General features: G+C 71.0%; 30 protein-coding genes. 17 read left to right on the forward strand and 13 right to left on the reverse strand.

All coding sequences use genetic code 11. From position 1 onward, the window contains the following. Positions 1 to 123 precede the first annotated feature (123 nt). Entirely contained in the window at positions 124 to 945 is an 822-nt protein-coding gene (locus tag DEJ03_RS07745) for an alpha/beta hydrolase (RefSeq protein ID WP_181422641.1), read from the forward strand. A 146-nt stretch (positions 946 to 1091) separates the two neighbouring features. Then, entirely contained in the window at positions 1092 to 1436 is a 345-nt protein-coding gene (locus DEJ03_RS07750) for a hypothetical protein (protein WP_110864146.1), read from the forward strand. Positions 1437 to 1736: 300 nt separating this feature from the next. On the opposite strand, the gene DEJ03_RS07760 is transcribed toward DEJ03_RS07750, so the two are convergent. From DEJ03_RS07760 to DEJ03_RS17890, 3 genes are all read right to left on the reverse strand, one after another. Beyond that, the gene (locus DEJ03_RS07760; protein ID WP_146237672.1) at positions 1737 to 3053 is read right to left on the reverse strand and encodes a hypothetical protein; all 1317 of its coding nucleotides are present in this window, start codon (positions 3051 to 3053) and stop codon (positions 1737 to 1739) included. Between the two features lie 132 nt (positions 3054 to 3185). Further along, the gene (locus DEJ03_RS07765) at positions 3186 to 4550 is read right to left on the reverse strand and encodes an MFS transporter (protein WP_110864149.1); all 1365 of its coding nucleotides are present in this window, start codon (positions 4548 to 4550) and stop codon (positions 3186 to 3188) included. Between the two features lie 215 nt (positions 4551 to 4765). Continuing rightward, positions 4766 to 4936 carry a hypothetical protein gene (locus tag DEJ03_RS17890; protein ID WP_181422642.1) on the reverse strand — a complete coding sequence of 57 codons (171 nt, stop codon included), beginning with the start codon at positions 4934 to 4936 and terminating at the stop codon, positions 4766 to 4768. 161 nt (positions 4937 to 5097) lie between these two features. On the opposite strand from DEJ03_RS17890, the gene DEJ03_RS07770 reads away from it, so the two are divergent. The 4 genes from DEJ03_RS07770 (at position 5098) to DEJ03_RS07785 (ending at position 7753) form a co-directional block, all read left to right on the forward strand. Then, complete coding sequence (locus DEJ03_RS07770; RefSeq protein ID WP_110864150.1) at positions 5098 to 5877, forward strand: LamB/YcsF family protein; 780 nt, start codon at positions 5098 to 5100, stop codon at positions 5875 to 5877. After that, a complete protein-coding gene (locus DEJ03_RS07775; RefSeq protein WP_110864151.1) occupies positions 5874 to 6506 on the forward strand; it encodes an allophanate hydrolase subunit 1 in 633 nt (210 codons plus the stop codon). The genes DEJ03_RS07770 and DEJ03_RS07775 overlap by 4 nt, the downstream gene beginning before the upstream one ends. Further along, the gene (locus DEJ03_RS07780; RefSeq protein WP_110864152.1) at positions 6503 to 7387 is read left to right on the forward strand and encodes a biotin-dependent carboxyltransferase family protein; all 885 of its coding nucleotides are present in this window, start codon (positions 6503 to 6505) and stop codon (positions 7385 to 7387) included. Before DEJ03_RS07775 ends, DEJ03_RS07780 begins: the two co-directional genes overlap by 4 nt. 63 nt (positions 7388 to 7450) lie before the next feature. Then, positions 7451 to 7753 carry a putative quinol monooxygenase gene (locus tag DEJ03_RS07785; RefSeq protein WP_071405925.1) on the forward strand — a complete coding sequence of 101 codons (303 nt, stop codon included), beginning with the start codon at positions 7451 to 7453 and terminating at the stop codon, positions 7751 to 7753. A 69-nt stretch (positions 7754 to 7822) separates the two neighbouring features. On the opposite strand, the gene DEJ03_RS07790 is transcribed toward DEJ03_RS07785, so the two are convergent. The 4 genes from DEJ03_RS07790 to DEJ03_RS07805 all read right to left on the reverse strand — a co-directional run bounded on the left by DEJ03_RS07790 (position 7823) and on the right by DEJ03_RS07805 (position 10902). Further along, entirely contained in the window at positions 7823 to 8005 is a 183-nt protein-coding gene (locus DEJ03_RS07790) for a hypothetical protein (RefSeq protein ID WP_110864153.1), read from the reverse strand. Positions 8006 to 8067: 62 nt separating this feature from the next. Beyond that, positions 8068 to 9129, reverse strand: a complete 1062-nt coding sequence (locus tag DEJ03_RS07795; RefSeq protein ID WP_258370669.1) for a DUF2891 domain-containing protein — start codon at positions 9127 to 9129, stop codon at positions 8068 to 8070. Further along, positions 9116 to 10198, reverse strand: coding sequence for a DUF979 domain-containing protein (locus DEJ03_RS07800; RefSeq protein ID WP_110864154.1), 1083 nt, complete (start codon positions 10196 to 10198; stop codon positions 9116 to 9118). Before DEJ03_RS07800 ends, DEJ03_RS07795 begins: the two co-directional genes overlap by 14 nt. Beyond that, positions 10195 to 10902 (reverse strand): DUF969 domain-containing protein, encoded by a 708-nt coding sequence (locus DEJ03_RS07805; protein WP_027465970.1) that lies wholly within the window; start codon positions 10900 to 10902, stop codon positions 10195 to 10197. Before DEJ03_RS07805 ends, DEJ03_RS07800 begins: the two co-directional genes overlap by 4 nt. 97 nt (positions 10903 to 10999) lie before the next feature. Between DEJ03_RS07805 and DEJ03_RS07810 the strand changes: the two genes are divergently transcribed. Continuing rightward, positions 11000 to 11644 (forward strand): GntR family transcriptional regulator, encoded by a 645-nt coding sequence (locus tag DEJ03_RS07810; RefSeq protein WP_110864155.1) that lies wholly within the window; start codon positions 11000 to 11002, stop codon positions 11642 to 11644. 54 nt (positions 11645 to 11698) lie between these two features. On the opposite strand, the gene DEJ03_RS07815 is transcribed toward DEJ03_RS07810, so the two are convergent. The 3 genes from DEJ03_RS07815 to DEJ03_RS07825 are packed head-to-tail and all read right to left on the reverse strand — an operon-like array spanning position 11699 to position 13116. Then, positions 11699 to 11920: a hypothetical protein gene (locus DEJ03_RS07815; RefSeq protein WP_110864156.1), complete on the reverse strand. Its 222-nt coding sequence runs from the start codon at positions 11918 to 11920 to the stop codon at positions 11699 to 11701. A 52-nt stretch (positions 11921 to 11972) separates the two neighbouring features. Then, positions 11973 to 12551, reverse strand: a complete 579-nt coding sequence (locus DEJ03_RS07820; protein ID WP_110864157.1) for a TetR family transcriptional regulator — start codon at positions 12549 to 12551, stop codon at positions 11973 to 11975. Between the two features lie 55 nt (positions 12552 to 12606). After that, positions 12607 to 13116, reverse strand: coding sequence for a hypothetical protein (locus DEJ03_RS07825; RefSeq protein WP_146237673.1), 510 nt, complete (start codon positions 13114 to 13116; stop codon positions 12607 to 12609). 172 nt (positions 13117 to 13288) lie between these two features. On the opposite strand from DEJ03_RS07825, the gene DEJ03_RS07830 reads away from it, so the two are divergent. The 5 genes from DEJ03_RS07830 to DEJ03_RS07850 all read left to right on the forward strand — a co-directional run bounded on the left by DEJ03_RS07830 (position 13289) and on the right by DEJ03_RS07850 (position 17557). After that, positions 13289 to 13810: a hypothetical protein gene (locus tag DEJ03_RS07830; protein WP_110864159.1), complete on the forward strand. Its 522-nt coding sequence runs from the start codon at positions 13289 to 13291 to the stop codon at positions 13808 to 13810. Further along, entirely contained in the window at positions 13807 to 14124 is a 318-nt protein-coding gene (locus DEJ03_RS07835; RefSeq protein ID WP_110864160.1) for a hypothetical protein, read from the forward strand. The genes DEJ03_RS07830 and DEJ03_RS07835 overlap by 4 nt, the downstream gene beginning before the upstream one ends. Before the next feature lie 208 nt (positions 14125 to 14332). Continuing rightward, positions 14333 to 15799, forward strand: coding sequence for a DUF6421 family protein (locus DEJ03_RS07840; RefSeq protein ID WP_110864161.1), 1467 nt, complete (start codon positions 14333 to 14335; stop codon positions 15797 to 15799). Further along, the gene (locus DEJ03_RS07845) at positions 15796 to 16479 is read left to right on the forward strand and encodes an SDR family NAD(P)-dependent oxidoreductase (protein WP_110864162.1); all 684 of its coding nucleotides are present in this window, start codon (positions 15796 to 15798) and stop codon (positions 16477 to 16479) included. Before DEJ03_RS07840 ends, DEJ03_RS07845 begins: the two co-directional genes overlap by 4 nt. Before the next feature lie 4 nt (positions 16480 to 16483). Then, positions 16484 to 17557: a low specificity L-threonine aldolase gene (locus DEJ03_RS07850; protein WP_110864163.1), complete on the forward strand. Its 1074-nt coding sequence runs from the start codon at positions 16484 to 16486 to the stop codon at positions 17555 to 17557. Positions 17558 to 17621: 64 nt separating this feature from the next. Here DEJ03_RS07850 and DEJ03_RS07855 read toward each other — a convergent pair whose 3' ends face one another. Further along, positions 17622 to 19115 (reverse strand): CitMHS family transporter, encoded by a 1494-nt coding sequence (locus DEJ03_RS07855; protein ID WP_110864164.1) that lies wholly within the window; start codon positions 19113 to 19115, stop codon positions 17622 to 17624. A 153-nt stretch (positions 19116 to 19268) separates the two neighbouring features. Here DEJ03_RS07855 and DEJ03_RS07860 point away from each other — a divergent pair, with 153 nt between their 5' ends. The 4 genes from DEJ03_RS07860 to DEJ03_RS17685 all read left to right on the forward strand — a co-directional run bounded on the left by DEJ03_RS07860 (position 19269) and on the right by DEJ03_RS17685 (position 22741). Then, the gene (locus DEJ03_RS07860; RefSeq protein ID WP_110864165.1) at positions 19269 to 20975 is read left to right on the forward strand and encodes a sensor histidine kinase; all 1707 of its coding nucleotides are present in this window, start codon (positions 19269 to 19271) and stop codon (positions 20973 to 20975) included. After that, positions 20972 to 21628: a response regulator gene (locus DEJ03_RS07865; RefSeq protein WP_110864166.1), complete on the forward strand. Its 657-nt coding sequence runs from the start codon at positions 20972 to 20974 to the stop codon at positions 21626 to 21628. The genes DEJ03_RS07860 and DEJ03_RS07865 overlap by 4 nt, the downstream gene beginning before the upstream one ends. 109 nt (positions 21629 to 21737) lie before the next feature. Beyond that, entirely contained in the window at positions 21738 to 22052 is a 315-nt protein-coding gene (locus tag DEJ03_RS07870; RefSeq protein WP_110864167.1) for an SdpI family protein, read from the forward strand. A 209-nt stretch (positions 22053 to 22261) separates the two neighbouring features. After that, positions 22262 to 22741: a hypothetical protein gene (locus tag DEJ03_RS17685; protein WP_146237674.1), complete on the forward strand. Its 480-nt coding sequence runs from the start codon at positions 22262 to 22264 to the stop codon at positions 22739 to 22741. Between the two features lie 52 nt (positions 22742 to 22793). On the opposite strand, the gene DEJ03_RS07880 is transcribed toward DEJ03_RS17685, so the two are convergent. Both DEJ03_RS07880 and DEJ03_RS17690 read right to left on the reverse strand, forming a co-directional pair. Next, positions 22794 to 24017: an endo-1,4-beta-xylanase gene (locus DEJ03_RS07880; RefSeq protein ID WP_110864169.1), complete on the reverse strand. Its 1224-nt coding sequence runs from the start codon at positions 24015 to 24017 to the stop codon at positions 22794 to 22796. Between the two features lie 191 nt (positions 24018 to 24208). Next, positions 24209 to 24715, reverse strand: a complete 507-nt coding sequence (locus tag DEJ03_RS17690; RefSeq protein WP_146237675.1) for a hypothetical protein — start codon at positions 24713 to 24715, stop codon at positions 24209 to 24211. A 54-nt stretch (positions 24716 to 24769) separates the two neighbouring features. On the opposite strand from DEJ03_RS17690, the gene DEJ03_RS07890 reads away from it, so the two are divergent. After that, a complete protein-coding gene (locus DEJ03_RS07890; RefSeq protein WP_110864170.1) occupies positions 24770 to 25078 on the forward strand; it encodes a hypothetical protein in 309 nt (102 codons plus the stop codon). Positions 25079 to 25086: the final 8 nt, after the last annotated feature.

Raw genomic sequence — 25086 nt, forward strand, 5'->3', positions numbered from 1 at the left:
GCCGAGCGGTCGCCCGCATCGTTACCGGGCCGTGTCCCTCCCCGGCGCTCCGAAAGTACGCCTGTTCAAGCGCCGCGAGCCCGGCTCCCGCCCGCGTCCTGCGACACTGCTCCCATGCGGGGGATGCACCAGGACACGATCGAGGTCGCGGACGACCGGATCGACGGACCACACGGCCCGGTCCCCGTCCGGCGGTACCGACCGCTGGACCGGAGCGCCGGCACGGGCCCTCCGACCCTGGTCTGGGTGCACGGCGGCGGGTTCTTCCGGGGCGACCTCGACCTGCCGGAGTCCGACGCCGTCGCACGGGAGCTCGCCGAGCGCGGGCTGCCGGTCGTGACCGTCGACTACCGCCTCGGACCGCTGCCCGGACTGCCGTGGCTCGGCCGGGGTGGACCACGTGGGCGACGACGGGCACCCCACGCGCGGGACGAGATCGTCGCCGTCCTCCACCACCTGCACCACGAGGCACCGTCCGGGCTGCTGCTCGGCGGGGCGAGCGCCGGTGCGTGCTTGGCGGCATCCGCGGTCGCGACCGCCCCGCCGCTGGTCGGCCTCGTGCTGACCTACGGGTTCTTCCACGCCCGGCTCCCCCGTGACCGGGCGCTGCAGCGACTCGTCCGAGGGCACCGGCGGCTCACGCACGCGCCGCTGCTGCTCGACCTGAGCAACCGGGCCTACGCGGGCGGCCGCCCCACTGCGGTCTACCCGGAGTCCGACGACCTCGGCGGGTTCCCCCGCACCCTGTTGATCGACGCCGAGCGGGACGTGATGCGCGCCTCGAGCGAGCCCTTCGCGGACGAGCTCGAGGCCGCGGGCATCGAGGTCGAACGACACGTCCTGCCGGACAGCCGTCACGCGTTCCTCAACCGACCCGGCACGCGGGACTTCGACGACACGATCGATCGCATCGAGGACTGGGCCGACCGGACCCCCATCCGCTGAACGCTCATCCGGCTGCGAACGGCGGACATCCGGGGACGGCACGCCCGCGGCGGACGTACTCTGGAAACGGAAGCAACGGCGGTTCCGAATCCCCTTCGCCACGCTCCCTGCCGTGGCGTCTCACCACCGTGACGAAGAGTTCCATCGTGACCGAACACCTCATCGAGTACGTCGCCCGCGACCGCACGGGCATCACCGCCGTCGTGACACCGACCGGTGTCATCGACGTGGACACCGTGATCCAGCACATCCGCGCCGGCCACGCGGGCTACTACGTGGCTGCCGACTCGTGGAAGCGCACGCCGGTCCGGAGCATGTCCTTCATCGGCGGGACCTACCTGTTCGCGAACTGGGACGGGTCCAAGCGGAACATGCTGCACGACCTGGCGTTCCGTTCGCCGACGCGCTCGATCGAGACGCCCCACGAGCCGGAGTCGCGGTTCTCGCGGTTCCTCGACGCACTGTTCGGCAGGCGCACCCCGCAGCTCTGACTCACGGGCATCTGCCCGTGCGGACGTAGCTGGGCAGGCGGCCGATCCCGCTGCGAAACGGCTACGACCATGCCGGCACGGACACGCTGAGCCGCCTGCAATCACAGCCCCCTCGTTGCACGACGGACGCGACTCTACGGCGTCAACGCCCGTCGGATCGGGTTGCTCACGTTGCCCGCCGCGTCGACGGCCCAAGCGAGCACGGTGTAGCGCTGCCCGGTACGCAGCGCCGGAAGTGTGGCTGAACCAGCCGCCGCTGTACCGATGGCCGAGCCGGACAGGACGGTCGCACCGGTGCCGTCACCCTCGACGAGTCGCACGACAGTGGACACAGCGTCGGACGACTTTGACCGCCCCCAGCTGACGGTGCGTTTCCTCCGCTCCGGTGATCGTCACGCCAGCGGGGCCACGCGGGGCAGTGACGTCAGCACGGTGGCGGAAGAGCAGTTCTCCTCGGATCGGGTCCGGGTACGGGTCCCCTGGGCAGTCAACGGTGAAGACGACTCGCGCTCGGTCGACCATCCCTCGGTCCTTGAACTTCAGGCCGGAGATCGTCTCCGTCCCCGTCGTCCCGAAGCAGTCCCGGTACGCGCGCGAGATGTTCAGGCTCGGGACGTCCGTTTCGTTGCCACCGACCGCGAACGTCCCGTCCCGCAGAGCCTGCCCCCTCGGCATGGCGAGCTCGAGTCGGTTCACGCTGGCACCGTTGACGTAGGTCGCTGTGGCGCCGAACGCCACCGAGGAGTCCCCGTTTCGCTGCCCCCAAAGCGAGAAGGGCCCGTCAGCATCGGTCCTCGTCTTGCCGAGCGCGACCCAGTTGCGTCCCTTGACCGTCAGTCGCGTGATGCCGAGGGGAGCGTCCCCAGACAGGTCTGCCGTGGCCGTCGAAGAACCCGTGGGCACCGTCAGCGCCGCCGTCCGGGGACCACCGTGCTTCGGCGAGAACCCGATCCGGACAGAGCAGGTCGATCCCGCAGGCAGGACGGTCGCGCTGCATGCGTCATCAGCCAGCGCCCAGTCCCCGGCCTGCGGTCCGCCGAGGGCAACGCGCCCGAGCGTCACGGGTGCGGAACTGGCGTTGTGCACTGCCTCGGTGACCCAGACCCGCGTCCCGTTGACCGGAGTCTGCGGCCAGTGCAGGTGTGTGCCGGCGAACCGGACGTCCGCTTCGTCCTGCCCGAAGCGGATCTGCCCGAACGTCGCGTCGGAAGGCAGGTCTCCGCGCAGGCGGAACACCGCATCGAACCGGGCCATCGTGCCGGCATCGTTGAACGCGATGTCGCGGACCTCGAGCTCGCCGGTCTTCCCGAGCGGAAACGTGCCGACAGCGAGGTCCTCACCGTCATTCCGTTCGATGTCGAAGTCCTCCAGGTTGAGCGAGGTGCCGTCTTGGTGCGGGAACGTCACACCGACGGTCGTCTTCGTCGCGGAGCGCAGGGTGATGTCGCCGTCACCCCAGCGTTGCGGCACGATCCGCTCTGGCGGCGTCGTGTTCGCGAGTACCCCGATCACGACAGGCTGCGGATCAGCGGCGGCGGATTGAGCGACCATGACCGATCCGAAGACGGCGAGGATGACGCCTGCGGCGATATGTGTGGTGTGTGCCGTCCGTGGCATGGCGCTCCTTGCAGCGAATGAGGGAATGCCACTCCGATCCTGCCGTACGGAGCGACCGCTGTCCGCGCGTCCGTGTCCCGCAGTGGGACGCTGCGTGGCCGGGTGCGGTGTGCCTGCGACCGGCCACGTCGGTCAGCGGACCGACTTGATGGGCAGGATCACCAGGGCGCCGAGGATGACGGCGACGCCGGCACCCCAGAGCATGAGCGTGTAGTTCTGGCCGCCACCGATGCCGAGGAGGAACAGACCGACGGCGGGGGCGAGTGACTGCGGCAGGGCGTTCGCGATGTTGATGACGCCGAGGTCCTTGCCGGGGCGCTCCGGGTCGGGCAGCACGTCGACGACCAGGGCGGTGTCGATGGCGGCGTAGATGCCGAAGGCGAAACCGAGGACGATCTCGGCGAAGTAGAACCCGCCGACACTGTCGACGTGGGCCAGGATCACCAGGCCGACGGCGGTCATGGCCGTCGAACCCCAGACGAAGACCTTGCGACGCTGGATCCGGTCGGACACCCAGCCGGAGACGGCCGCACTGACGAGCAGGGCGATCGTGTACAGCAGCACGCCGAACGCGACGGCCCCGACCGCTTCGCCCTGCGGGAGCCCGATGCGGTCCTGCATGTAGAGGAGTCGGTACGTCGTGAACATGAACGTGCCGAAGGTGATGAGGAAACGGCCCCACCAGGCGAGCCCGAAGTCGCGGTGCTTGATCGGGTTCGTCCAGAACGAGTTGATCAGGTTGATCCAGCTGAAGGGCTTGACCGGCGTCGTCGGCAGGTCGTCGCGGGCGACGAACGAGTAGACGAGGACCGCGATGATCGCCAGGACGCCCGGTGCGATGAACAGGACCGGCAGGTTGCCGACCAGGTACACGGCCAGGTAGAGCCCGGCCAGGATCGCGATGTTCTGCGCCAGGGCGATGACGCTCGACGCCTTGCCGCGCTGGAACTCCGGCACGTTGTCGGCGAAGCTCGCCGTCAGCGTGGACAGGACGGCGTTGGCGGAGACCTGCGCCAGCACCCAGGCCAGGGTGAGCTGGAGCACGTCGGGCGAGAACGCGAGCCAGGCGAGGGAACCGACGAAGACGACGACACCGCCGACCATCCAGGGGCGTCGACGGCCCCACCGCGTGCGGGTGCGGTCGGAGAGCGCGCCGAACAGGGGGTTGGCGAACAGGGCGCCGAGCGCGCCGAACGGCAGGACCGAGCCGACGACGGTCTCGGGGCTCGTCGGGTTCAGCTCCGTCGCCTTGATCGACATGCTCACGAAGACGGGGGTGAGCAGGGCGACGAACAGGCCGAACTGGGCGAAGCTGAGGCCCCAGAGGTACCCCCGACCCACCCGGACGGTGCTGACGGACTGCGTGATGCCCTCGACCGAGAACGCCCGGGACGCAGCGGCGTCCGTGGCGGTGGCTCCGGCGGCTGCGGTGACCGCTGGGGACGCGGTCCCGGCGATGCCCCGCGTGGGTTCTTCCTTCGACGTCGGTGTCGACATGACTCCTCCTTGAGTCACAGGGGGCTTCGGTGCCCACTGAATCCCTAGTGCTGCTAGGTGATCGGGACTGTAGCACCGGAAACCTCCTGCCGGAAGGTTTTGTCGCGCATGTTTCGTCGGGTGCCGACGGAGGGGTGCGGACGCAGAACGACACCGCCGCTGTCGAGGACAACGACGGTGTCGTTCTGCATCGACCCGCAGGCCGGACGGAGCGCCTACTGCTCGCCGTCCTCTTCCGGGTTGAAGTGCGAGTCGTCACCCGCGTGACCGGCGGCGAGGCCGTCGGGGTTGTTGGGGATGGTGTTGTCGTCGCCGAGGCCGCCCGGCTTCTCGGTGCCCTCCGGGTCGTTCGCCGGGGTGCCGTGGGTGTTGTCGCTGTCGGTCATGATCTGCTCCAGTGGAGTGGTCGATCCGGAGGCGCTGCCCCCGGTGTTGCTGAGGACTCGGACAGTACGTGCCGCCCCTCGGAACGAGCCGTCCGGCACAGGTGACACGGACCGGCGCACTCGCTAGATTGTTCAACAACCCGCGAGGACAGGGAGCACCCGTGACGACGATCGACCTGAACAGCGACCTGGGCGAGGGCTTCGGCGCCTGGGCCATGGGGGACGATGCCGCGATGCTCGACGTCGTCTCGAGCGCCAACGTCGCCTGCGGGTTCCACGCCGGCGACCCGACGATCATGCTCACCACCGCCCGCGCCGCCGCCGAACGTGGTGTGGCGGTCGGCGCCCACGTGGCCTACCGCGACCTGATCGGGTTCGGCCGCCGACCCGTGCACGTCACGCCCGACGAGCTGTACGCCGACGTCGTGCACCAGCTCGGAGCGATGGCCGCCACGGCCCACGTCGCCGGCGCGGCCGTCACCTACGTCAAGCCCCACGGCGCCCTGTACAACACCGCCTGCGCCGACCCGGTGCAGGCCGAGGCGGTCGTCCGTGCCGTGGCCGACGCCGACCCGTCCCTCGCGGTGCTCGCGCTGCCCGGGTCGGAGCTGCTGCTGGCGGCCGAGCGGCACGGGCTCCGCACGGTGAGCGAGTCGTTCGCCGACCGCGCCTACGAACCCGACGGCTCGCTGGTGTCACGGAAACAGCCGGGGTCGGTGCTGCACGACCCGGACGAGGTCGCAGCCCGGGTGCTCCGCATGGTCACCGACGGCGTCGCGACCGCCGTCGACGGGTCCGAGATCGCCGTGCGTGCCGACTCGGTCTGCGTGCACGGAGACTCCCCCGACGCGGTCGCGATGGCCCGATCCGTCCGAGCGCTGCTGACCGAGCACGGCGTGACGATCGCGCCCTTCGCACCGTCCCCGCCGCTCGCGCCGTGACGGGTCCCGAGGTCCGCTCCGTTGGCGGCACCGCACTCCTCGCCACGTTCGAGTCGCTCGCCGACGTCGTCGCCTTCCGCGCCGGGCTCGCACACGCCACCCTGCCGGGGCTGACCGAGGTCGTCTCCGGCGCCCGGACTCTGCTGCTCCGGTTCGACCCGACGACGACGGACGCCGGGCGGCTCCGCTCCGAGCTCGCCCAGGTCACCCCGGTCAGCGCCACACTCGAAGCGCACGACGCCGACCCGCTCGTCATCCCCGTCACCTACGACGGCGAGGACCTCGACACCGTCACCGAGCTGACCGGCATGCGGCGGGACGAGCTCGTGGCGTGGCACACCGGGCAGCTCTGGACGAGCGCGTTCTGCGGCTTCGCACCCGGCTTCAGCTACCTCACCGGCAGTGCTCGACCGCTCGACCTGCCCCGCCGCAGCACCGCCCGGACGGCCGTCCCGAGCGGGGCCGTCGCGGTGGCCGGCGAGTTCAGCGCCGTCTACCCGAGGACCTCCCCCGGCGGCTGGCAGCTCATCGGCCGCACCGAGGTGCCGATGTGGTCCCTCGACCGCACGCCTCCGGCACTCGCCCCCGCCGGCACGCTCGTCCGGTTCGTCGTGGCGGGTGCGGCATGACCGCGCTGACCGTCGTGCAGGTCGGCTACGGCGCGACCACGCAGGACCTCGGGCGCCCGGGGTTCAGCGACATGGGTCTCGGCGCGGCCGGAGCCGCCGACCGCGGCTCCGCGGCGCTCGCCAACCGGCTGGTCGGCAACCGTCCCGACGCGGCCGTCCTGGAGGTCCTGCTCGGCTCCGTCACGCTGCGCGCCGACGCGTACGTGGTCGCGGCCACCACCGGCGCGGCCTGCCCCGTCGAGGTCGAGCGGGCGGACGGGTCGGTCCGGGGTGCGGCCTCGCACGAGGTGCTGCTCCTGGCCCCGGGCGACACGCTCCGGATCGGCACCGCGACCGTGGGCCTGCGTGCCTACGTCGCGGTCCTCGGGGGCTTCGCGGTCGACCCGGTGCTCGGCAGTCGCTCGTGGGACTCCCTCGCGCGCCTCGGACCGCCGCCGCTGTCGGCCGGTGACGTCCTGCCCGTCGGTGACGCGCGGGTGTCGTGGCCGATCGTCGACGCGGTGCCGCAGCCCGAGCCGCGGTGGCCCGACGAGCCGGTCGTGCTCGACGTGGTGCCCGGACCGCGCGACGACTGGTTCACCCCGGAGTGGCGCACGACCCTGACCGGCCAGGACTTCTCCGTCAGTGCGGACAGCGACCGCGTGGGGGTCCGCACCACGGCCGAGACGCCGCTCGCCCGCTCCGTGGCACGCGAACTGCCGAGCGAGGGCGTCGAGACCGGGTCACTGCAGGTGCCGCCCGAGGGCTTCCCCGTGCTGTTCCTCGCCGACCACCCGGTGACCGGCGGCTACCCGGTCGTCGCCGTCCTGACACCGTCGTCGATCGACCTCGCTGCGCAGCTCCGTCCGGGCGATCCGCTCCGGTTCCGCATCGTCGGCTGACCGCCCCGGAACAAGCGCAGGGGGTCAGGGGTTGGCTTGGACACCGCTGACGAAAGGTTCCCCATGTCGATGACCGTCCTGCTCGAGGTCCAGTTCCAGAGCGACGCCCCCGAAGACGCACTCCAGGGTGCGATCCGCGAGACGCTCGAACAGACCGCGTCGTTCCACGGCCTGGAGTCGCTCGAGGTCCTGGTCGACGACGAGGACCCGGCACGCATGGTCGTCGTCGAGTCGTGGACGACCCCCGAGGACCACGACACCTACGTGGCCTGGCGCGCGACACCCGAGGGCGCTCCGGCGATGGCACCGTTCCTCGCCGCGACTCCGGTCACCCGCACCTTCGCGCGGACCCTCCCGCTCGACTGAGCGGGCGCCGACACCGAAGCTGACGCCGACGCCGACGCCGGTGCCGCGGTACGACGACGGCGCGATCGCTCAGATCGTGTCGTCGTCGGTGTCGAGCGGCACCGGTCGGTCGTCGTCGGGGAGCAGTTCGTCGTCCGCGTCGTCGACCACCGGCAGGTCGTCGGGGTCGAGCACGGTCGGCTGCGGTTCGTAGTCGGTCTCCTGCGCCTCGCGGAAGTCGTCGAGGTTCTCGTCGTCCTTCGGATCGCTCATGGCCCCGAAGCTACTCCGGATCCTCGACGTGTCCGCAGACGATCAGCGCTCCCGACGAACGATCAGCGGGCGGCGTGCTCCCGGGCCTCCATGGCGTCCCAGGCGAAGCTCGCCAGCCAGTGGGTGGAGTAGTACTCCTCGCCGACGCTCGCCGCGAGCCCCGAGGCCAGCAGCCGGTCGGCCGCGTCGTCGAGCAGGTCGGCGACGCCGGTGCCGGAGGCGTCCGGACCGCCGGCGCGGAGTGCGTCCGCGATGCGCCGGGCCGACCCCGCCCGCGACAGGTCGAGCCCGAACAGGTGCACCTGCTGCGGGTCGTTCTCGTCACGGACCACCGTCGACCGCAGGATCGCGTCACCCGGCTGCACCGCGGCGAAGAAGCCGTGGGCCCACGTCGCGAACTCCGCGGCGGGCAGCACCGCACGCATCAGGTCGGCTTCGGCGAAGCCCGCGGACAGGAAGTCGTGCCCGCTCCGCTCCCAGGCGAACGGCCACCCGGCGTCCGCGCCGAACCAGTCCCGTGCAGCCCCCTCGACCGCTGCCGCCAGGGCCGGACGGTCGAGCGACCGGGCGGCCTCGAGCACGAGCAGCAGTCCGAACGCCGAGTTCGAGTGCACGCCGTGCCGGACCGGGTGCGCGGCGCCGTCGATCCACCGGACGACCAGGTCTTCGAGGACGTCGACGACGGGTGCGAACCCCGGTGCCAGTGCCCGGACGGCGGGCGCCTCGGATGCCGACACCTCGGCGGCGAGCCGCGCGAGCCACGCCCAGCCGTAGGGGCGCTCGTAGTGCGGCGTCTCGCGCAGGTAAGCGGCCTCGGTCGCCAGGTGATCCGTCGTGAGGTGCGCCTGCAGGATCGCGGTGAGCCGGGCCTCCAGGTCGGTGGGCAGGCCGTGCGCGACCAGGCGCGCCGCGAGCCAGTGCATGTGCACCGACGAGTGCCAGTCGTACGACGTGGCGAAGGCGGGGTGGAGCTCGACGGGCAGGGCCCGGTCGTCCGGCCCGGACGTCGCGTGGTGCGCGGCGTACGGGTACTCGCGGGTCGTGTTGTCCGCGGCGACGGCCGCGAAGCGGTCGGCCCACGCGGCCCGGGTCAGGTCGATCGGGGCGGCATCAGAATGCGACAAGGTACATGACTCCCATGTTGACGACGAGCAGGATGGCGGCGGTGGGGATCTGCGCCTTGATCGGGCCGTACTTGTCCCGCATCTCGAGCAACGCGGCCGGCACGAGGTTGAAGTTCGCGGCCATCGGGGTGACGAGCGTGCCGCAGAAGCCGGCGAGCATGCCGATCGCGAAGATCGCGGCGGGGTTGCCGTCGAAGCCCTGCACCAGGACGGGCCAGCCGATCGCGGCCGTCATGATCGGGAAGGCGGCGAAGGCGTTGCCCATGATGATGGTGAACAGGGCCATGCCCAGGCAGTAGATGACCACGGCGGCGAGCAGCGAGCCGTCGGGCAGGACCGACTTGATGATCGTGCCGACGGCGTCACCGACCCCCGCCTGCGTGAAGACGATGCCGAGCGTCGAGAGCATCTGCGGCAGCAGCGCCGCCCAGCCGATCGCCTGCAGCAGGCGACCGCCCTCGCGGATCGGGGTGGCGATCTTCGGCGGGCGCAGGACGAACACCGCCACGACCACGGCGAGCACCGAACCGATGCCCAGGCCGGTCAGGGTCGCGCTGCCCTCGGCGAGGAGCGGTTCGCCGCCGAACGAGACGAGCGGGCCGAGCGTCGCGACCAGCACGGCGACCACCGGCACCACGAGGGCCGGGATGAAGAGCCGGTTGCCGTACTTCGTCGCGAACGCGGCGCGCTCGTCCGGGCTGGTGGTGGCGAGCACACTCGTGCTGCCGCTGCCGGCGTCCGTGATCTCCTGCGTCACGCCGGTGGGCTCGGCGGGGCCGGTCTCGGCACCCGTGCCGGCGCCGGGGATGCTCGCGACCCGGGTGCGGCTCGTCGTGCCGGTGAAGCCGAGCCCGGCGAGCGCGACCATCACGAGGACGGCGATCCCGAGTGTCCAGGCCGGCACGGTGCCGGCGGCGACGAAGGTGCCGTAGAAGAACGACAGGCCGAGGATGCCCCAGAACGCCGCGTTGCCCAGGCGCTTCGCGTGCGCGGTGTCGGTGACGATCAGGACGGCGACGGCGATGAAGAACGCGCCGATGAGCCAGTAGAGCCATTCGCTGGTGATCACGCTGCTGCCCCCAGGGTCGGGGCGTCGGCACGGGCGTCCGCCGCCATCTTGTCGAGTCGGCGGTCGAACAGCAGCAGGCGTCCGCCGTGCACGATGAGTGCCGCGATGCCCGTGGGGATCGCCCACAGGGCCAGGTCGATCGGTTCGAGCGACAGCCCGTAGGTCGAGTCGACGAACGTCGTGATGAGCAGGATCGAGCCGACGGCGACGAAGACGTCCTCGCCGAAGAACACGCCGACGGTGTCCGATGACGCCGAGTAGCCCTTGATCTTCTCGCGCATGCGGTCGTCGATCCGCCCGTACTTCTTGGTCGCCGCACCCTCGGCCATCGGGTAGACCAGCGGGCGCACGGTCTGCGCCGGGCCACCGATGCTGGTCAGGCCGACCGCCGCGGTGACCTGCCGGATCACCAGGTAGCCGGCGAGCAGACGACCCGTCGTGAGCTTGTCGAGCTTCGCGATGAGGCGCTTCGCCTGGTCCTGCAGGCCGTAGCGCTCGATCAGACCGATGACGGGCAGGACGAGCGCGAAGGTCGTGACGGACCGGCTCGAGGCGAACCCGTTGCCGAACGCGTCGAGGATGCCGACGGGACCGATCCCGCCGATGGCCGCGGTCACGATGCCCGCGACCGTGACGACGAGGAGCGCATTGATGCGCAATGCGAAGCCGACGATGACGACGGCGACGCCGATGAGGACGAACATGCGGGACAGTCTGGACCGCATTGTTCAACAATCGCAAGAGCCGGTTCTGCTCTGTAACACGCCCTTCACAAACGCCACCCGTGCCAGGATCGGTGCCATGACCCGAACCGTCGGCGGCGCTGACTCCACGGCCACGCGGTTGCGCACCATGATCGCGTCGGGTGGGTTCTCCCCCGGGGCGCAGCTGTCCGAGGAGCGGTTGAGCGACCAGCTCGGGGTCTCGCGGAACACCCTGCGCGAGGCCTTCCGGCTGCTCGCCCGCGACCGCCTGGTCGAGCACGTGTTCAACCGCGGGGTGTTCGTCCGCCGGCTCTCCGCCGCCGACGTCACCGATCTCTACGCGGCTCGGCGGGTGCTCGAAGAGGCAGCCGTCCGTGCCTGCACCCCCGACGCACCGGCACTCGCCGAGGCCGCCGCAGCGGTCGCCGACGCCCGGGCAGCAGCGTCCGCGGGCGACTGGGGTGCGGTCGGCACGGCCGACATCCGGTTCCACGCCGAGCTCGTGCGCGCGGTGCCGAGCGAGCGGATCCACGCCCTGATGGACGGCCTGCTCGCCGAGATGCGGCTCGCCTTCCTGACCACCGCCGACCCGGCCTCGTTCCACGCCGACTTCGTCGAACGCAACGACGCGATCGTGTCCGCGTTGCGCGGTGGCGACCAGGACGCCGCCTCGGCGCTGCTCGCCGACTACCTCGACGACGCGGAGCGGACGCTGCGGGTCGCCGCCGGCGCAGCCGGCTGAGGGACGGCCAGGAGGCCCGGTGCGGCTCCGTCCCGCACGTTCCGTCCGGCGGCGCTAGCGCTGGTACCGGCCGAGTCCGAGCTTCTTGTCACGCAGCGAGACCGCGAGCGTGACGCTGCCGAGAACGATCCAGACGGCGGCCAGGACCGCGCGCCAGACGGCGGGATCGAGGATCGCGAGGACCGCCCAGACGACCCCGAGCGCGAGCCACGCCACACCGACCGAGATGCTCGGCCGTCCGAAGGCGGCACGGTACACCCGGTTCTCGTTGCTCATGCGCCGAGCGTACGCCCGGCTCGTCGGCGGGCAACCCTCGAGGACCAATGGATCAGGACTTCCCGCCGAGCAGGGCTGTGACCGCGTCGACCACGACCTGGCGACGCCGCGGCGGCGTCACGGCCTGCACCAGCGGCTCGTACTCCGGAGCGGTCGCGCTCCAGAACGCAGCGGTGTGCAGGACGAGCCCGAGGAGCACCGCCGGACGGAACGCCCGCGGCAGGACCCCGGCGCGCTGCGCGTGCTCGACCTCGGCCACCGCGTCTGCGTAGCTGGTCGCGACGGACTCGAGCGGGACGTCGGCGCGCTCGAGCCGGTGCCAGGTCGCGAGCCGCTGGGCCCAGGGGCGACGGGCGTAGGAGTCGTGCACCCGGCCGGCCCAGGCGGCGAGGTCGGCGGTGTCGAGTGGAGCCTGGGCGAACGTCTCGGTCACGGTGTCCGCGACGAGGGCGTCGAACAGCCCCTCCTTGCTGCCGAAGTAGTGGAAGACCTGCGCCTTGTTGCTCGACGCCGCGGCACCGATCCGTTCGACCCTGCCGGCGGCCAGTCCGACCGCGGCGAACTCGTCCCGCGCGGCGAGCAGGAGCCGGGCGCGCATCGCGTCAGCGGCTGGGGGCGTGAATCGGGCCATGGCGACCACCGTACCGATCACGCGGCCCGCAGAGCTGGAGTGCACCGCAGCAGCTTCAGGCCCGCTGTCTCCGCACAGCGCTCAAGAGGACCAGCGCGAGCGTCAACAGGACGCCGCCGACCACGGCCCCCTGGACGAGGTCAGCGAAGCCGCGCTGCGGATCGCCACCCCTGACGAGGATCGCGACGACCAACGCCGCCGTCACCGCGAGCACGATCGACCGGGCTCGCAGGCTTCCGTCGGAGCGACTCACGGCGGCGTGGATCGCCACGAACGGGACCGGGAAGAGCGCGCCGAAGGCAGCCGAGCCGTCGAAGAAGAGGAGTCCGACGAGCAGCCCTGCCCCGAGGCCGGTCGACAGCACCACCCAGTCCGACGCGGAGATCCTGGCCCGCACGGTGCCTCCGCGATGACGCCGACCGAGCAAGATCGACAGGGCGCAGACGGCGCCACCGACGAGCAGGAACACCCCCGGATCCCACGACGCCTCGTTCGGAGCGCTCAGCATCGAGGCCCCGAGCGCCATGCTGGCGAACAGGATCACCCGGACCCCACTCCGCCTCACGCGCCCAACCTCCCGCCGCTGATGTTCCACATTCCGACGGTACCCCCAAGCGCCCGTGCGGGCCCGCAGGGGCGTGGACGAGTTCGACGCATCGTATGACGTTGCACATTTCACCGGACAGCGGCAGATTGGTGCCTGACCGTCGAAGGGCGCCGATCGGGAGGGAAACCCAATGACGTCGTTCACCGTCTCCACGAGCAAGATCGCAATTGTTGGCCTGTTGGCAACCGGGTTGTGCGCGCCGACGTTCGCCGCTCCGCCAGCTCACGCTGCCACGGGAGCACCTGCGGCTTCGGTCACCTCGATCGTCGAGGACCTCGATCTCCAGGCCGCCGACGTCGAACGCGGGCTTGCGCTGATCGAGAGCGTTCCGGAAGCCGTCCTCCTCCAGGGCCAGACCGCGTACGAGGAATGGACAGCTGGCAACCCGCTGGTCCAGCGAGCGACTCGTGCGAGCATCCTCGAGTGCACGGGAGCGATCGCGCTCGTGATCGCCTCAACGGCATTCCCCGTCGCGAAGATCTTGAAGATCAAACGTTTGATCAACTCGCTCGGCGGCGTCACGAAGGCAGTCCGGATCATGTGGGGCGCGTCCTTCAGCTGGGAGAAGATCCGGGCCCTCGGCGGGGCTGCGGCTGCGCTGGGGGCTGAGCTCCTCGGCATCGCGGCAGTGAAGCGAGGGTGCTTCCGATGAGGCGTCGGGCGCCGGCCTTCATCGTCCTCTTCGGGATCGTGTCGACGGTCGGCGCCTGGCTCTCGCTCGATCTGCTCTACGCGTGTTTGGCCGCGCTCGCGACGATCACGTACGCCGCCTTCGCTCCGAGCATCGTCGGGAGTACCCCGATCCCCCCGGGGTGCGCACCAGACCCGGCAAAGGTGCGGAGTTGGCGTGAGACGCATCCGGACTCGACGGTGAGCGAAGCGATCGATGCCGTCACCAAGCGTGAGCGCATCGACTCGGAGGCCCGTGGAGACAACAGCTCCGGGCGACCCGCCCGGCACCGCTGACTCCGACCACGCTGACCGCCCACGCAGGACCGGCGACGGTTCCATGCGCGCACCAGTCGGATCCCCGCGCGAGCACCACGACGACGCACGATTCCACCGCAGATGGGCAACTTTGCGTCCCCCGAACTTCCCTAGGCTCGAGACGATCCGGTAACGCGCACCACTCGTCCGCAGATCCGCGGCCGACCCCGATGACGGGAGGTTCGACATGTCCCAGTTCGCCCAGAAGATCTCGCAGGACGCCATCGTCGGAGAGCCCGAGGTCGTCGAGGACCACCTGTCCGTGCGCGAGATCGCCGCCCACCCCGCCTGGCTCCGGCTCAAGCGTTCAGTCATCGCCCTGCAGGCCCTGCAGACGCGGGACGGCTCCGTCCCCGAACCGTCCGACCACGCCGCTGCCGCCGGTCACGTCGCGGTGATCGTGCCGGCCATCGCCGAGCTGGCGCCCCACTTCCCGCACGATGCCGCGTTCCTGCAGGTGCTGCAGCACGACTTCGCTCGCTGGCAGCAGCAGGGCTTCGGGGTCCCCGACTTCCTCGACTCCCTCACCGCGTTCCAGCCGCAGCAGCACCGCGTAGACGGACTCGGCCACCTCGTCGTGTTCCCGATGGTCACCCAGAACGGCAGCACCTCGCGGTTCGTCGAGGCCGTCCTGGTCGAGGTCATCTGGCCGGAGTTCATCGCCGAGCTCGAGGCCGGCGACCACGGCAACGCGTTGTTCGTCGCGCTGCGCTTCGTCGACTTCACCCCGGGGTACGACACGAACTCGGCGGTGCTGTTCCCCGAGACCGTCGCGATGCGCTCGATCCCCGCCTTCACGTGGGGCGCGATCTTCCAGGACCGCGAGGCCGCCCGCTACCGCCGGGTCGTCCGTGCCGCCGCCGACGTCACCAAGCTCGAGCTGCCGGCCGAGGCCGCTGCGATGCTCGACGACCAGCAGCTGACCGAGCGGGTCTTCGTGATGTGGGACATCATCCACGACCGCTCGCACATGCGCGGGGACCTGCCCTTCGACCCGTTCATGATCAAGCAGCGGATGCCGTTCTTCCTCTACTCGCTCGAGGAGCTCCGCTGCGACCTGACCGCGTTCCGCGAGTCCGTGCGTCTGGATCGCGAGCTGTCCGCCGGACCGGACACGGGCCTCCAGGACGCGCAGCGCGCCATCCGCGACCACGCGCGCCTGGTGCAGTACGCGGTCGTCTTCGACCGCATCTTCCGCTTCGCGATCACCGGCAGCCGCGTCCGCAACTACGACGGACTGGGCGGCCAGCTGCTGTTCGCCTGGATGCACCAGCACGGCGTCCTGCACTGGACGGACACGCAGCTGACGATCGACTGGCCCGAGGTGCCGGACGTGATCATCGCCCTGAGCGACGAGATCAACGAGCTCTACCGGCGCTCGATCGACCGGCCGAAGTCGGCGCACTGGCTCGCCGCGTACGAGATGCTGACCCGCACGCTCACGCCGCACCCGGCGTCGAAGTGGGCGCGTGGCCTGCCCGACGAGACGCTCGCCGGACCGCCGCGCGGCTACACCGATGCGGTGCTCGACGACGAGTTCCCGCTGTCGATGTTCTACGAGGCGCTCGACAAGAAGATGGCGACCGTCATCGCGTCCACGGCCGGCATCACCGGCACCACGGACGCCGAGCTCGTCGGCGAGGCCGCCGCGTGACCGACGGCTCGGTGGCCGGTCGCCTGGTGCTGATCACCGGTGCGACCAGTGCCAGCGGCGCAGCCGTCGCGCGCGCACTCACCGCCGCCGGTGCGGCCGTCGTCGCGGTCGGCACCAGACCCGACGCCCTGGAGGCCCTGCGCGCGTCCGTCCCGGGCGTCACGACGCGGACGTGCGACCTGTCGGACCTCGGTGCGGTCACCGCGTTGGCCGACGACGTCCACGCGGACGCCGGCCGCGTCGACGGACTGGTCCACCTGGTCGGCGGGTGGCGCGGCGGTGGCAGCATCGTCGGCCAGTCCGACGCGGACTGGGACTTCTTCGACCGCGCCTTCCGGACCCTGCGGAACACGACCCGGGTCTTCCACGACGACCTGGTGGCGTCCCCTGCCGGACGGTTCGCGTTCGTGTCGTCCACCGCGGTCGACTCCCCCACCGCCGGCGCCGCGAACTACGCGTCGGCGAAGGCCGCGTCCGACGCCTGGGTCCGGGCCGTGGCGCAGGGGTTCCGGAAGGTGGCGCCGGAGACCGCCGCGGCCACCGTGTTCGTCGTCGGCGCGTTGTCCGGCCTCGAAGCGCAGCTCGGCGCCGAGGTCGTCCGGCTCTGGGACACCCCATCGGCCGACGTCAACGGTGCCCGCATCCCGCTCACGGCGCCTGATCCCTCGAACCTAGGATGAACGAGTGACCCTCCGACTGCACGACCTGGACCTGCGGGGCTTCGCCTCGGACAACTACGCCGGCGTCCACCCCGAGATCCTCGCCGCCATCGCCGCGGCCAACGAAGGCCACCAGATCGCCTACGGCGAGGACGTCTACACGGCACGTCTCAACGAGGTGATCCGCGAGCACTTCGGGTCGCAGGCCGAGGCGTTCCCGGTGTTCAACGGCACCGGCGCGAACGTCGTCGGGCTGCAGTCGATGCTGCCGCGGTGGGGAGCGGTCGTGTGCACCGCGACCGCGCACATCCACACCGACGAAGCCGGTGCGCCCGAGCGCGTCGCCGGCATCAAGCTCCTGCCGGTCGAGGCACCCGACGGCAAGCTGACGCCCGAGCTCATCGACCGCGAGGCCTGGGGCTGGGGCGACGAGCACCGTGCCCAGCCGCTCGTCGTGTCAATCACCCAGACCACCGAGCTCGGCACCGCCTACACGGTGGACGAGGTCCGGACGATCGCCGACCACGTCCACTCGCTCGGCATGAAGCTGCACATGGACGGCGCCCGCATCTCCAACGCCGCCGCGTCCCTCGGGGTGCCCCTGCGCGACTTCACCACCGACGCCGGTGTCGACGTGCTGAGCTTCGGCGGGACGAAGAACGGCATGCTCTACGGCGAGGCGATCGTCGTGCTGAACCCCTCGGCGTCCGAGGGGTTGCACTACCTGCGCAAGATGAACATGCAGCTCTCGTCGAAGATGCGGTTCGTCTCCGCGCAGCTCATCGCCCTGCTCAGCGACGACCTGTACCTGCGCTCCGCCGGGCACGCCAACGCCATGGCCGCCCGACTGCGCGGTGCTTTGGAGGCCGGTATCGCCGACGGCAGCATCCGGGGCGTCGGCTTCAGCCAGCAGACCCAGGCGAACGGCGTCTTCGCGACCCTGCCCGCCGGGGTGGCCGACCGGCTGCGGAAGCACTTCCGGTTCTACGACTGGGACGCCAGCCGCAACGAGGTGCGGTGGATGTGCGCGTACGACACCTCGGAGCAGGACATCGACGACTTCGTCGCGGCGCTGACGCGGGAGCTCGACGCCGCCTGAGCCGGCACCGTCCGGTCCGGCGCGCACCGGTCGGGCGCGCGCCGAGTCGGCACCGGCGGTCGGTTCACCCGAACGGGATGACCCGCACCACGATCGCCACCACGAGCATCGCCATCGCGACCACGGCCGCCCGCCACAGCACCTTCCGGTGGTGGTCGCCGAGGTTCACGTTGGCCAGCGACACCAGCAGCAGGATCGCGGGGACGAGCGGGCTCTGCATGTGCACCGGCTGCCCGACGACCGAGGCCCGCGCCATCTCGGCCGGGGTGATCCCGTACGCCGCGGCACTCTCGGACAGCACCGGCAGGATGCCGAAGTAGAACGCGTCGTTGCTCATGAAGAACGTCAGCGGCATGCTCAGCACACCGGTGATGCCCGCCAGGTACGGGCCCATCGAGTCGGGGATCACCGCGACGAGCCAGTCGGCCATCGCCGCGACCATCCCGGTGCCGTCGAGCACCCCGATCAGCACCCCGGCGGCGAACACCATCGACACGACACCGACGATGCTGGGGGCGTGCGCGACGATCTGCGCGGTCTGCTGCTTGAGCTGCGGGAAGTTCACGAGCAGGGCGATCGCCGTGCCGATCATGAACACGAAGTGCAGCGGCAGCAGGCCCAGCACGAGCGCCACCATCACCGCGACGGTCAGCGCCAGGTTGAACCAGATCCGCTTCGGCCGCAGGGTCGGACGGTTCGGGTCGAGCATCGTCTCGGCCATGGTGCCGGTCCCCGTGCTCTCGTCCCCCGACCCGACGCCGTCCACGCCCTCGCCGTCCGCACGCCGACCGTCGGCCTTCCCGCCGCGCAGTCCGAGCGCGACCGTGGGGCTCGTGAACATCCCGCCGCCGGTCCCACCCACCGCCGCGAGCACCCGTGAACCGGCCCGGGCGTTCGCCCGTTCCGGCACCCGCGCACCCCGCGAGGCCTCGGTGAACTCGATCAGCCCGAGGCGCTTCCGCTCCCGCAGGCCCATCGTCCACGCGAACGTGAAGCACAGCAGCAGCCCGACCACGAGCGACGGCACGAGGGGCACGAAGATGTCCGTCGGGTCGATCTTCAGCGCGGCGGCGGCACGGGCGGTGGGCCCGCCCCACGGCACGATGTTGAGCGTGCCGTTCGTCAGACCCGCCACACACGTCATCACGACCGGGCTCATGCCGAGCTTCAGGTAGATCGGCAGCATCGCCGCCGTGACCACGATGAACGTCGTCGAGCCGTCCCCGTCGAGCGAGACCGCACCGGCCAGCAGAGCAGTGCCGAGCACGATCTTCGCCGGGTCGTTGCCGGTCACCCGCAGGATGAACCGGACGAGCGGGTCGAACAGGCCGACGTCGATCATCAGCCCGAAGTACATGATCGCGAACATCAGGAGCGCGGCCGTCGGTGCCAGCGTGCCGATCGCCTCGGTCACCATGTCGCCGAGTCCCAGACCCGCCCCCGCGAACAGTCCGAACACGGTCGGCACGATGACCAGCGCGAGCATGGGCGACATGCGCTTGGTCATGATCAGGACCATGAAGGTCAGGACCATCGCGTACCCGAGGATGACGAGCATCAGGACTCCTTCGTCCGTGTCTGGCAGTCCGGGCACGCTACGACCCGGCCTGGAGGCGCGGCGCGCTTCTGCACATTGGCGCACCATCGCGCGTTGACCGCCTTCTGCGCATTGTGCGCAGGCAGGTCGGCTCGCGCTCCGTACGCTGGGGTCGTGACCGACGACCGTTCACGGCGCCCCAGGCTCCGCTTCGCCACCGAGGTGCTCGTGCTGCAGCTCGCCGTGGTCATCGCCGTCGTCGCCCTGACCAGCGCCGTGTTCGTCCGGATCGAGGTCACCCGGCTCGAGCGCGCTGCCGAGGGGACCGCACTCGCGATCGCACAGAGCGTCGCCGCGCAGTCCGACGTCCGGGCCGCGGTCGCCCGGCTCAGCGTCGACGGCACCGACCTCGACCCCGCGGCCCTCGCCGACGGGCCCGTCCAGCGGGCGGCACTCGCAGCCCAGCGCAGGACCGGGGCACTCTTCGTCGTGGTCACCGACGACCGGGGCATCCGGCTGGCCCACCCCGACAGCGACCGGATCGGCGAGATGGTGAGCACCTCCCCCGACGCCGCACTCGCCGGCCGCGAGACCGTGTCCTGGGCACGCGGCACGCTCGGTGAGTCAGCGCGGGCGAAGGTACCCGTCTCCGCGCCCGCAGCCGGCGGGGCGGAGACGAGCCGGGCCTCCCGGCAGTCCGCCGTCGGCGAGGTGAGCGTCGGGTTCAACCGGGCACGCGTCTACGACACCCTGGTCGAGGACAGCATGCCGGTGATCGGTGCCGGGCTGGCGGCGGTCCTGCTCGCGGTGATCGCCTCGGTGCTGATCCGGCGGCGACTGGTGCGGCTGACGCTCGGGCTGCAGCCGGAGGAGCTCGTGACGCTCGTGCAGAACCAGCAGGCCGTGCTCGGCGGTGTCGGTGAGGGCGTCATCGCGATCGGGCCGTCGGGGGTCGTCACCGTCTGCAACCCCGAAGCCGTGCGACTGCTCGGACTGGCCGACCCGGTGGGTCGTCCGGTGGCATCGCTCGACCTGCCCGCGCCGCTCGGGTCGATGCTGGACGTGACCACCGCGGCTCCGGCGAGCGCCACGATCGTCGCCGGGCACCGGGTGCTGCTCGTCGACGTCCGCACGGTGTTCCGCGACGGACGCGACCTGGGCCGGGTCGCCGTCCTGCGCGACCGCACCGACGTCGAGGCCCTGACCCGACGGCTCGACGCCGTCGGGGCGATGAGCACGGCGCTCCGCGCGCAGCGCCACGAGTTCGCGAACCGGCTGCACGCGATCTCGGGGCTGCTCGACATCGGCGAGACCGCCCGGGCGCGCGCGTACCTGGCGGACGTGCAGGAGCGGGGGCCGCTGCGCTACCCGGTGCAGCACGCCGACCGGTTGACCGAGCCGTACCTGCAGGCGTTCCTCGGGGCGAAGGGGGTCGAGGCCGCCGAGCGTGGGGTGCTGCTGCGGATCGGGGCGGAGACGCTCGTGCAGGGGGCGATCACCGACCCGGGCGACGTGACCACCGTGCTCGGCAACCTGGTCGACAACGCGGTGTCGGCGGCCCTGGACGGGGACGAGCAGTCGAGGGACGGCGGATCCCCGTGGGTGGAGGTCGAGGTGCTCGACGACGGCACGACGCTGCACCTGTCGGTGATGGACTCCGGGCCGGGGGTGCCAGCCGATGCCGCGGACTCGCTGTTCGTGCGCGGTCCGGCGCCTGTTCCTGCGTCGGAGGACGTCTCGCAGGTGCACGGGCTCGGGATCGGGCTGCCGTTGTCGCGGGAGATCGCCCGGCGACACGGTGGTGACGTGTGGCTCGCCTCCCTCGGCTGTGACGACCACGGCGCGGTGTTCTGCGCCCGACTGGAAGGAGTGGTGTCGTGAGTTCCGTCTTCACCGTGCTGGTGGTCGACGACGACTTCCACGTCGCCGACCTGCACCGACGGCAGGTCGACGAGGTGCCGGGGTTCCGGGCGCTCGAACCCGTCGGGACCCTCGCGGCCACCCGCTCCGCGCTGTCGGGCGGGACCGTGGACCTGGTGCTCGTCGACGTGTACCTGCCCGACGGCAGCGGGCTCGAGCTGCTGCGGTCGATCGACACCGATGCCTTCGTGCTGAGTGCCGCCTCGGACTCCGGCACCGTTCGCCGGGCGATGCGGAGCGGGGCACTCGCCTACCTGATCAAGCCCTTCGCAGCCGGGGTGCTGGCCGAGCGGCTGCATGCGTACGCGCGGTCGCGGAACGTGCTCGACGAGCGGTCGACCCTCGATCAAGAAGCCGTCGAGCGGGCGTTCCGGATCCTGCACGCCGGGGACAGCGGTGGGGCGTCGCCGTCCCGGGCGGCCACGGCGGCGCTGGTGCTCGAGCAGCTCGTCGCCGGGGAGGAACGATCCGCCGCCGAGGTGGCCGCGGCGATCGGGGTCTCGCGGGCGACGGCGCAGCGGTACCTGGCGCAGCTCACGGCGGACGGGACGGTGGCGATGCAGTTGCGGTACGGGGCTGCGGGGCGGCCGGAGCACCGGTACGTGCGGCGGTGACGGGCCCTGCTGCCCTTGCGTATTTCACCGGATACCGGCAGGTTTGGTCTGACGCGCTCCGATCCCAGCCACACACGCGAGCGCCGTGACCGAACCAGAAGGAGATCACGTGATCGCGATCGAGATGGCAGCCGCCGTCCTGACCATCGTCTTCGTCGTCCTGCCGGCGCGGGGCACCATCGGCAGGAACGGGCTCGTCGGCATCCGTACCCGGGCGACCATGCGCAGCGACGAGAGCTGGATCATCGGCCACCGAGCAGCGATCGTCCCGACGAGCATCGCCGGCGGCGCGACGGTTGCAGTGAGCCTGGTCTACATCGCGCTCGGACGCGCCGACGACATCCCCGCGTTCGTCGCGTGCGCCGCGATCCTCGTCGGCGGAGCCTTCTGGGGTGTGGTGGCCGCAGGACGCGCGACCAGGTGACGGCGGACGCGGGGGCCCGGGCGTGGTTCAGCGCTGACGCCGTCGAGCTGCTCGAGATGGTCGGCCCGTACCTCCAGGTCGTCGCGGTGCCGCACACCCACGCTGACGCCTCGCCCTTCCGGCCGCCTCAGGAGGGGCGCGCGCCCTAGCCCTGTCCCTGGTCCGTGAGGCGCCATCCGGACGCCGTCTTCGTGAAGCAGAAGCTCCACGTGCGCGTCCCGTTCATCGACTCCGATTCCTCCGACGCTCGACTCGTCACCGTTGTGTCGACGCAGGACTCCGTCGTGTGGCCAGGGTTGAACGGCACCGATTCCGCCTTGTCCGCGACGGCGTACTTCCGCAGCGTCGGGTTCCGGCACCACGCCCACGTGCTGTCGAGCGTCAACGCCTTCGTCACGTCACACCGCTGCGCCTTCGCCGCAGCCAGGTACACCTTCGTCACCTCGACGGCGGTTGCGGACGACGGCGGCAGGCGGGGCGAACTGCACCCGGTCACCAGCGCGAGCCCCGACGCCAACACAGCGGTCACGAGGAGCGAACGCTGCACGAGCAGGAGCCGTCCGTGCGGTCTGCTCGTACGCACCAAGTCCACCCCTCACGGTGCCGCGGACGGTCCGCTGGTCTCGCCCAGCAAAGCGCACCACCGCGATCAGAGCCATGAGCACCCCCACAGCCAGGTCCGCCACTGACGGACTGGAGGCGCGGGGCGGGGCCGCACCGGGCCTCCAGTCCGTCAGGTGGTCACGCGACGATCTGCACCTGCGTGGGCACGTCGGTGACGGCGAACGGGGCGGACGTGCCACGCACGTCGACGCGGTAGTCGCCGCGGAAGCCGCGGACCTGAACCCGACCGCGGTCGTCGGTGCGCAGCACCGTCGGGCCGAGCCACCACTCCTCCTTGACCAGGCGGCGGAGCGCGTCGTAGGACGGCTTCGGGGTGCCGTCGGCGCGGACGAGTCCGATCGGGGCGCCGAGCCAGGCGCCGGCGTCGGTGATGCCCCAGTAGGTGATCGCCTCGACGGAAGGGTGCCCCACGAGGCTCCGGTAGTGCCGCTCGACGTCGTGGGCCTGGCGCGCCTCGCCCTCGGGCGTCGACGGCCACGAAGCGACCTGGTGGTCGTTGAGGTCGACGATGTGCGCAGGCATGAGGTCACCGGAGACGAGCGAGGTCTCGGTCAGGTGCAGCGGCAGGCCGTAGTGGGCGAACCGGTCGACCATCGCGAGCATCGTGTCCTCGCCCCAGTAGCCCTGATGCATGTGGGTCTGCAGTCCGATGGCGTCGATCTGCACACCGGCCTCGAGCACGCCCTCGATCAGGCACTCGTACGCGCTCGACAGGTCGAAGTCGTTGAGCAGCAGGGTGGCGTGTGGATTGGCGGCGCGGGCCTCCTCGAAAGCCATCCGGATCATCGGGATGCGACCCTTGGCCCGAGCGAGCGGGGTGATCGCGTTGTCGCCGTTGTCGAACACCGGCATGATGACGACCTCGTTGATGGCGTCCCAGGTGTCGATCGTGCCCGCGAAAGCGGAAACCTCGCGGCGGATGCGCTCCCGCTGCAGCTGGTCGACCTCGTCCAGCGGGAGCCCCAGCAGCCAATCGGGCTGCACGGTGTGCCAGACGAGCGGGTGACCCTTGAGGGCGATGCCCCGGTCGCGGAACCACTGCGCCGTCGTCAGGAGTCTGGCGGTGTCCGGGGCTCCGCGCTCGGGCTCGAAGCGGCCCCAGTAGAACGGGAGCGTCGCGGTGTTGAAGACGTCGGTGTAGAGGTCGGCGAGGTGCTCGGTGCCTGCCGCGTCGTGCGCTTCGCCGTTGGCCAGTTCGATGAAGTCGAAGCCGATGTTGCCGAAGGCGAAGGCATGGCAGGTCTGCTCGACGGTGACGTCGGCATCGTGGATGGGATTGCCCGCGGCATCGACGACCGTCAGGGTCGTCTCGCCGAAGCGGTGCTCTGGTGCGTGCGTCATCGCGCGTCCTTCGACATCGTCGTCCGGGATTTGTTGTGCGCGCAAACATAGCAGCGGGGGGCTTCGAGGGCACGTAAAGAGGATCCCGACTACCGAAGCATGCGCCGGACCGCCCCTCGCATCGTGCTGCGGGTCCCTGCGATGAAACTGCCGTCGATCCCCCGGCAGGCGCCCTGCCGCAACACCCCTGATCAGCTGGTCGAGCCGCTCCCCGTCATCTCTCCGTAATCGCCGTCGGCACATTGCGACTCAGCGTCGATGCTGTAGCCACCCACTGTGGAAGCGAGGAAGTCGATCGTCTCGATCGGACCACCGCGGCCCCGGACCCCGAGATCAGGATCGTCGCCGCCGCTCCGATACCGCTCGGTCGTGATTCCAAGGCTCTTCCACAACGCCTCGACTTTCCGGAGATCGTCCCTCGGGTCGGCCGCGCCCTCGCGCTGCTTCACGTACACCCAAGTGACTCCACCACTGTCGTCCGCACGCCCCGAACCGTCAGATCCGGGGCACAGGCCGACTCGCGGGCCACTGATGATCTTCCAGGGGCCGCCGTCCACGGCACGAGCCGTTTCATCGACGAGATCCACCGCGGTGCGCTTGGCTGCATCGGGCTTCACGGTGTGGTTAGTCGAGGGACTTTCCATCGGTTCTCCTCCTGCGCATGCTGTCAGCAGAGACATCGTCACGATCGCGGCCACCGCCGCAGCCGACCACCGCGCCGCGGGTCGTCTCCGCGCCGCGCTCCTTGCACGGTGATCGTCGGGCAGTCCGCCGAGTTCCCGGTGCCGGGCAGCGGGCCCGTGAGCATGGAGCAGGCCGCGGTGCTCATGATGCAGCGGGTCCTCGCGGCGGAGTCGCCGGACGAGCGTGTCCACGCGCTCGTGCTCGGGCCGGTGCGGACCCGGTTCGTCGACGGCGAGCCGGATTGGGTCGCGGCGTCCGAGGTCGGTGCCGCAGCCGTCGCACTGTCCCTGGCGACGGGGATCGGCAGCCACTCCGTCTCGCTCGCCTCGTCGGCGGAGGCCCGAGCGGCGACGGAGGCGTTCCGGGCCGCGGCCTGACCACTGTC

It is taken from the genome of Curtobacterium sp. MCLR17_043, assembly GCF_003224215.1.
Lineage (GTDB): Bacteria > Actinomycetota > Actinomycetes > Actinomycetales > Microbacteriaceae > Curtobacterium > Curtobacterium flaccumfaciens.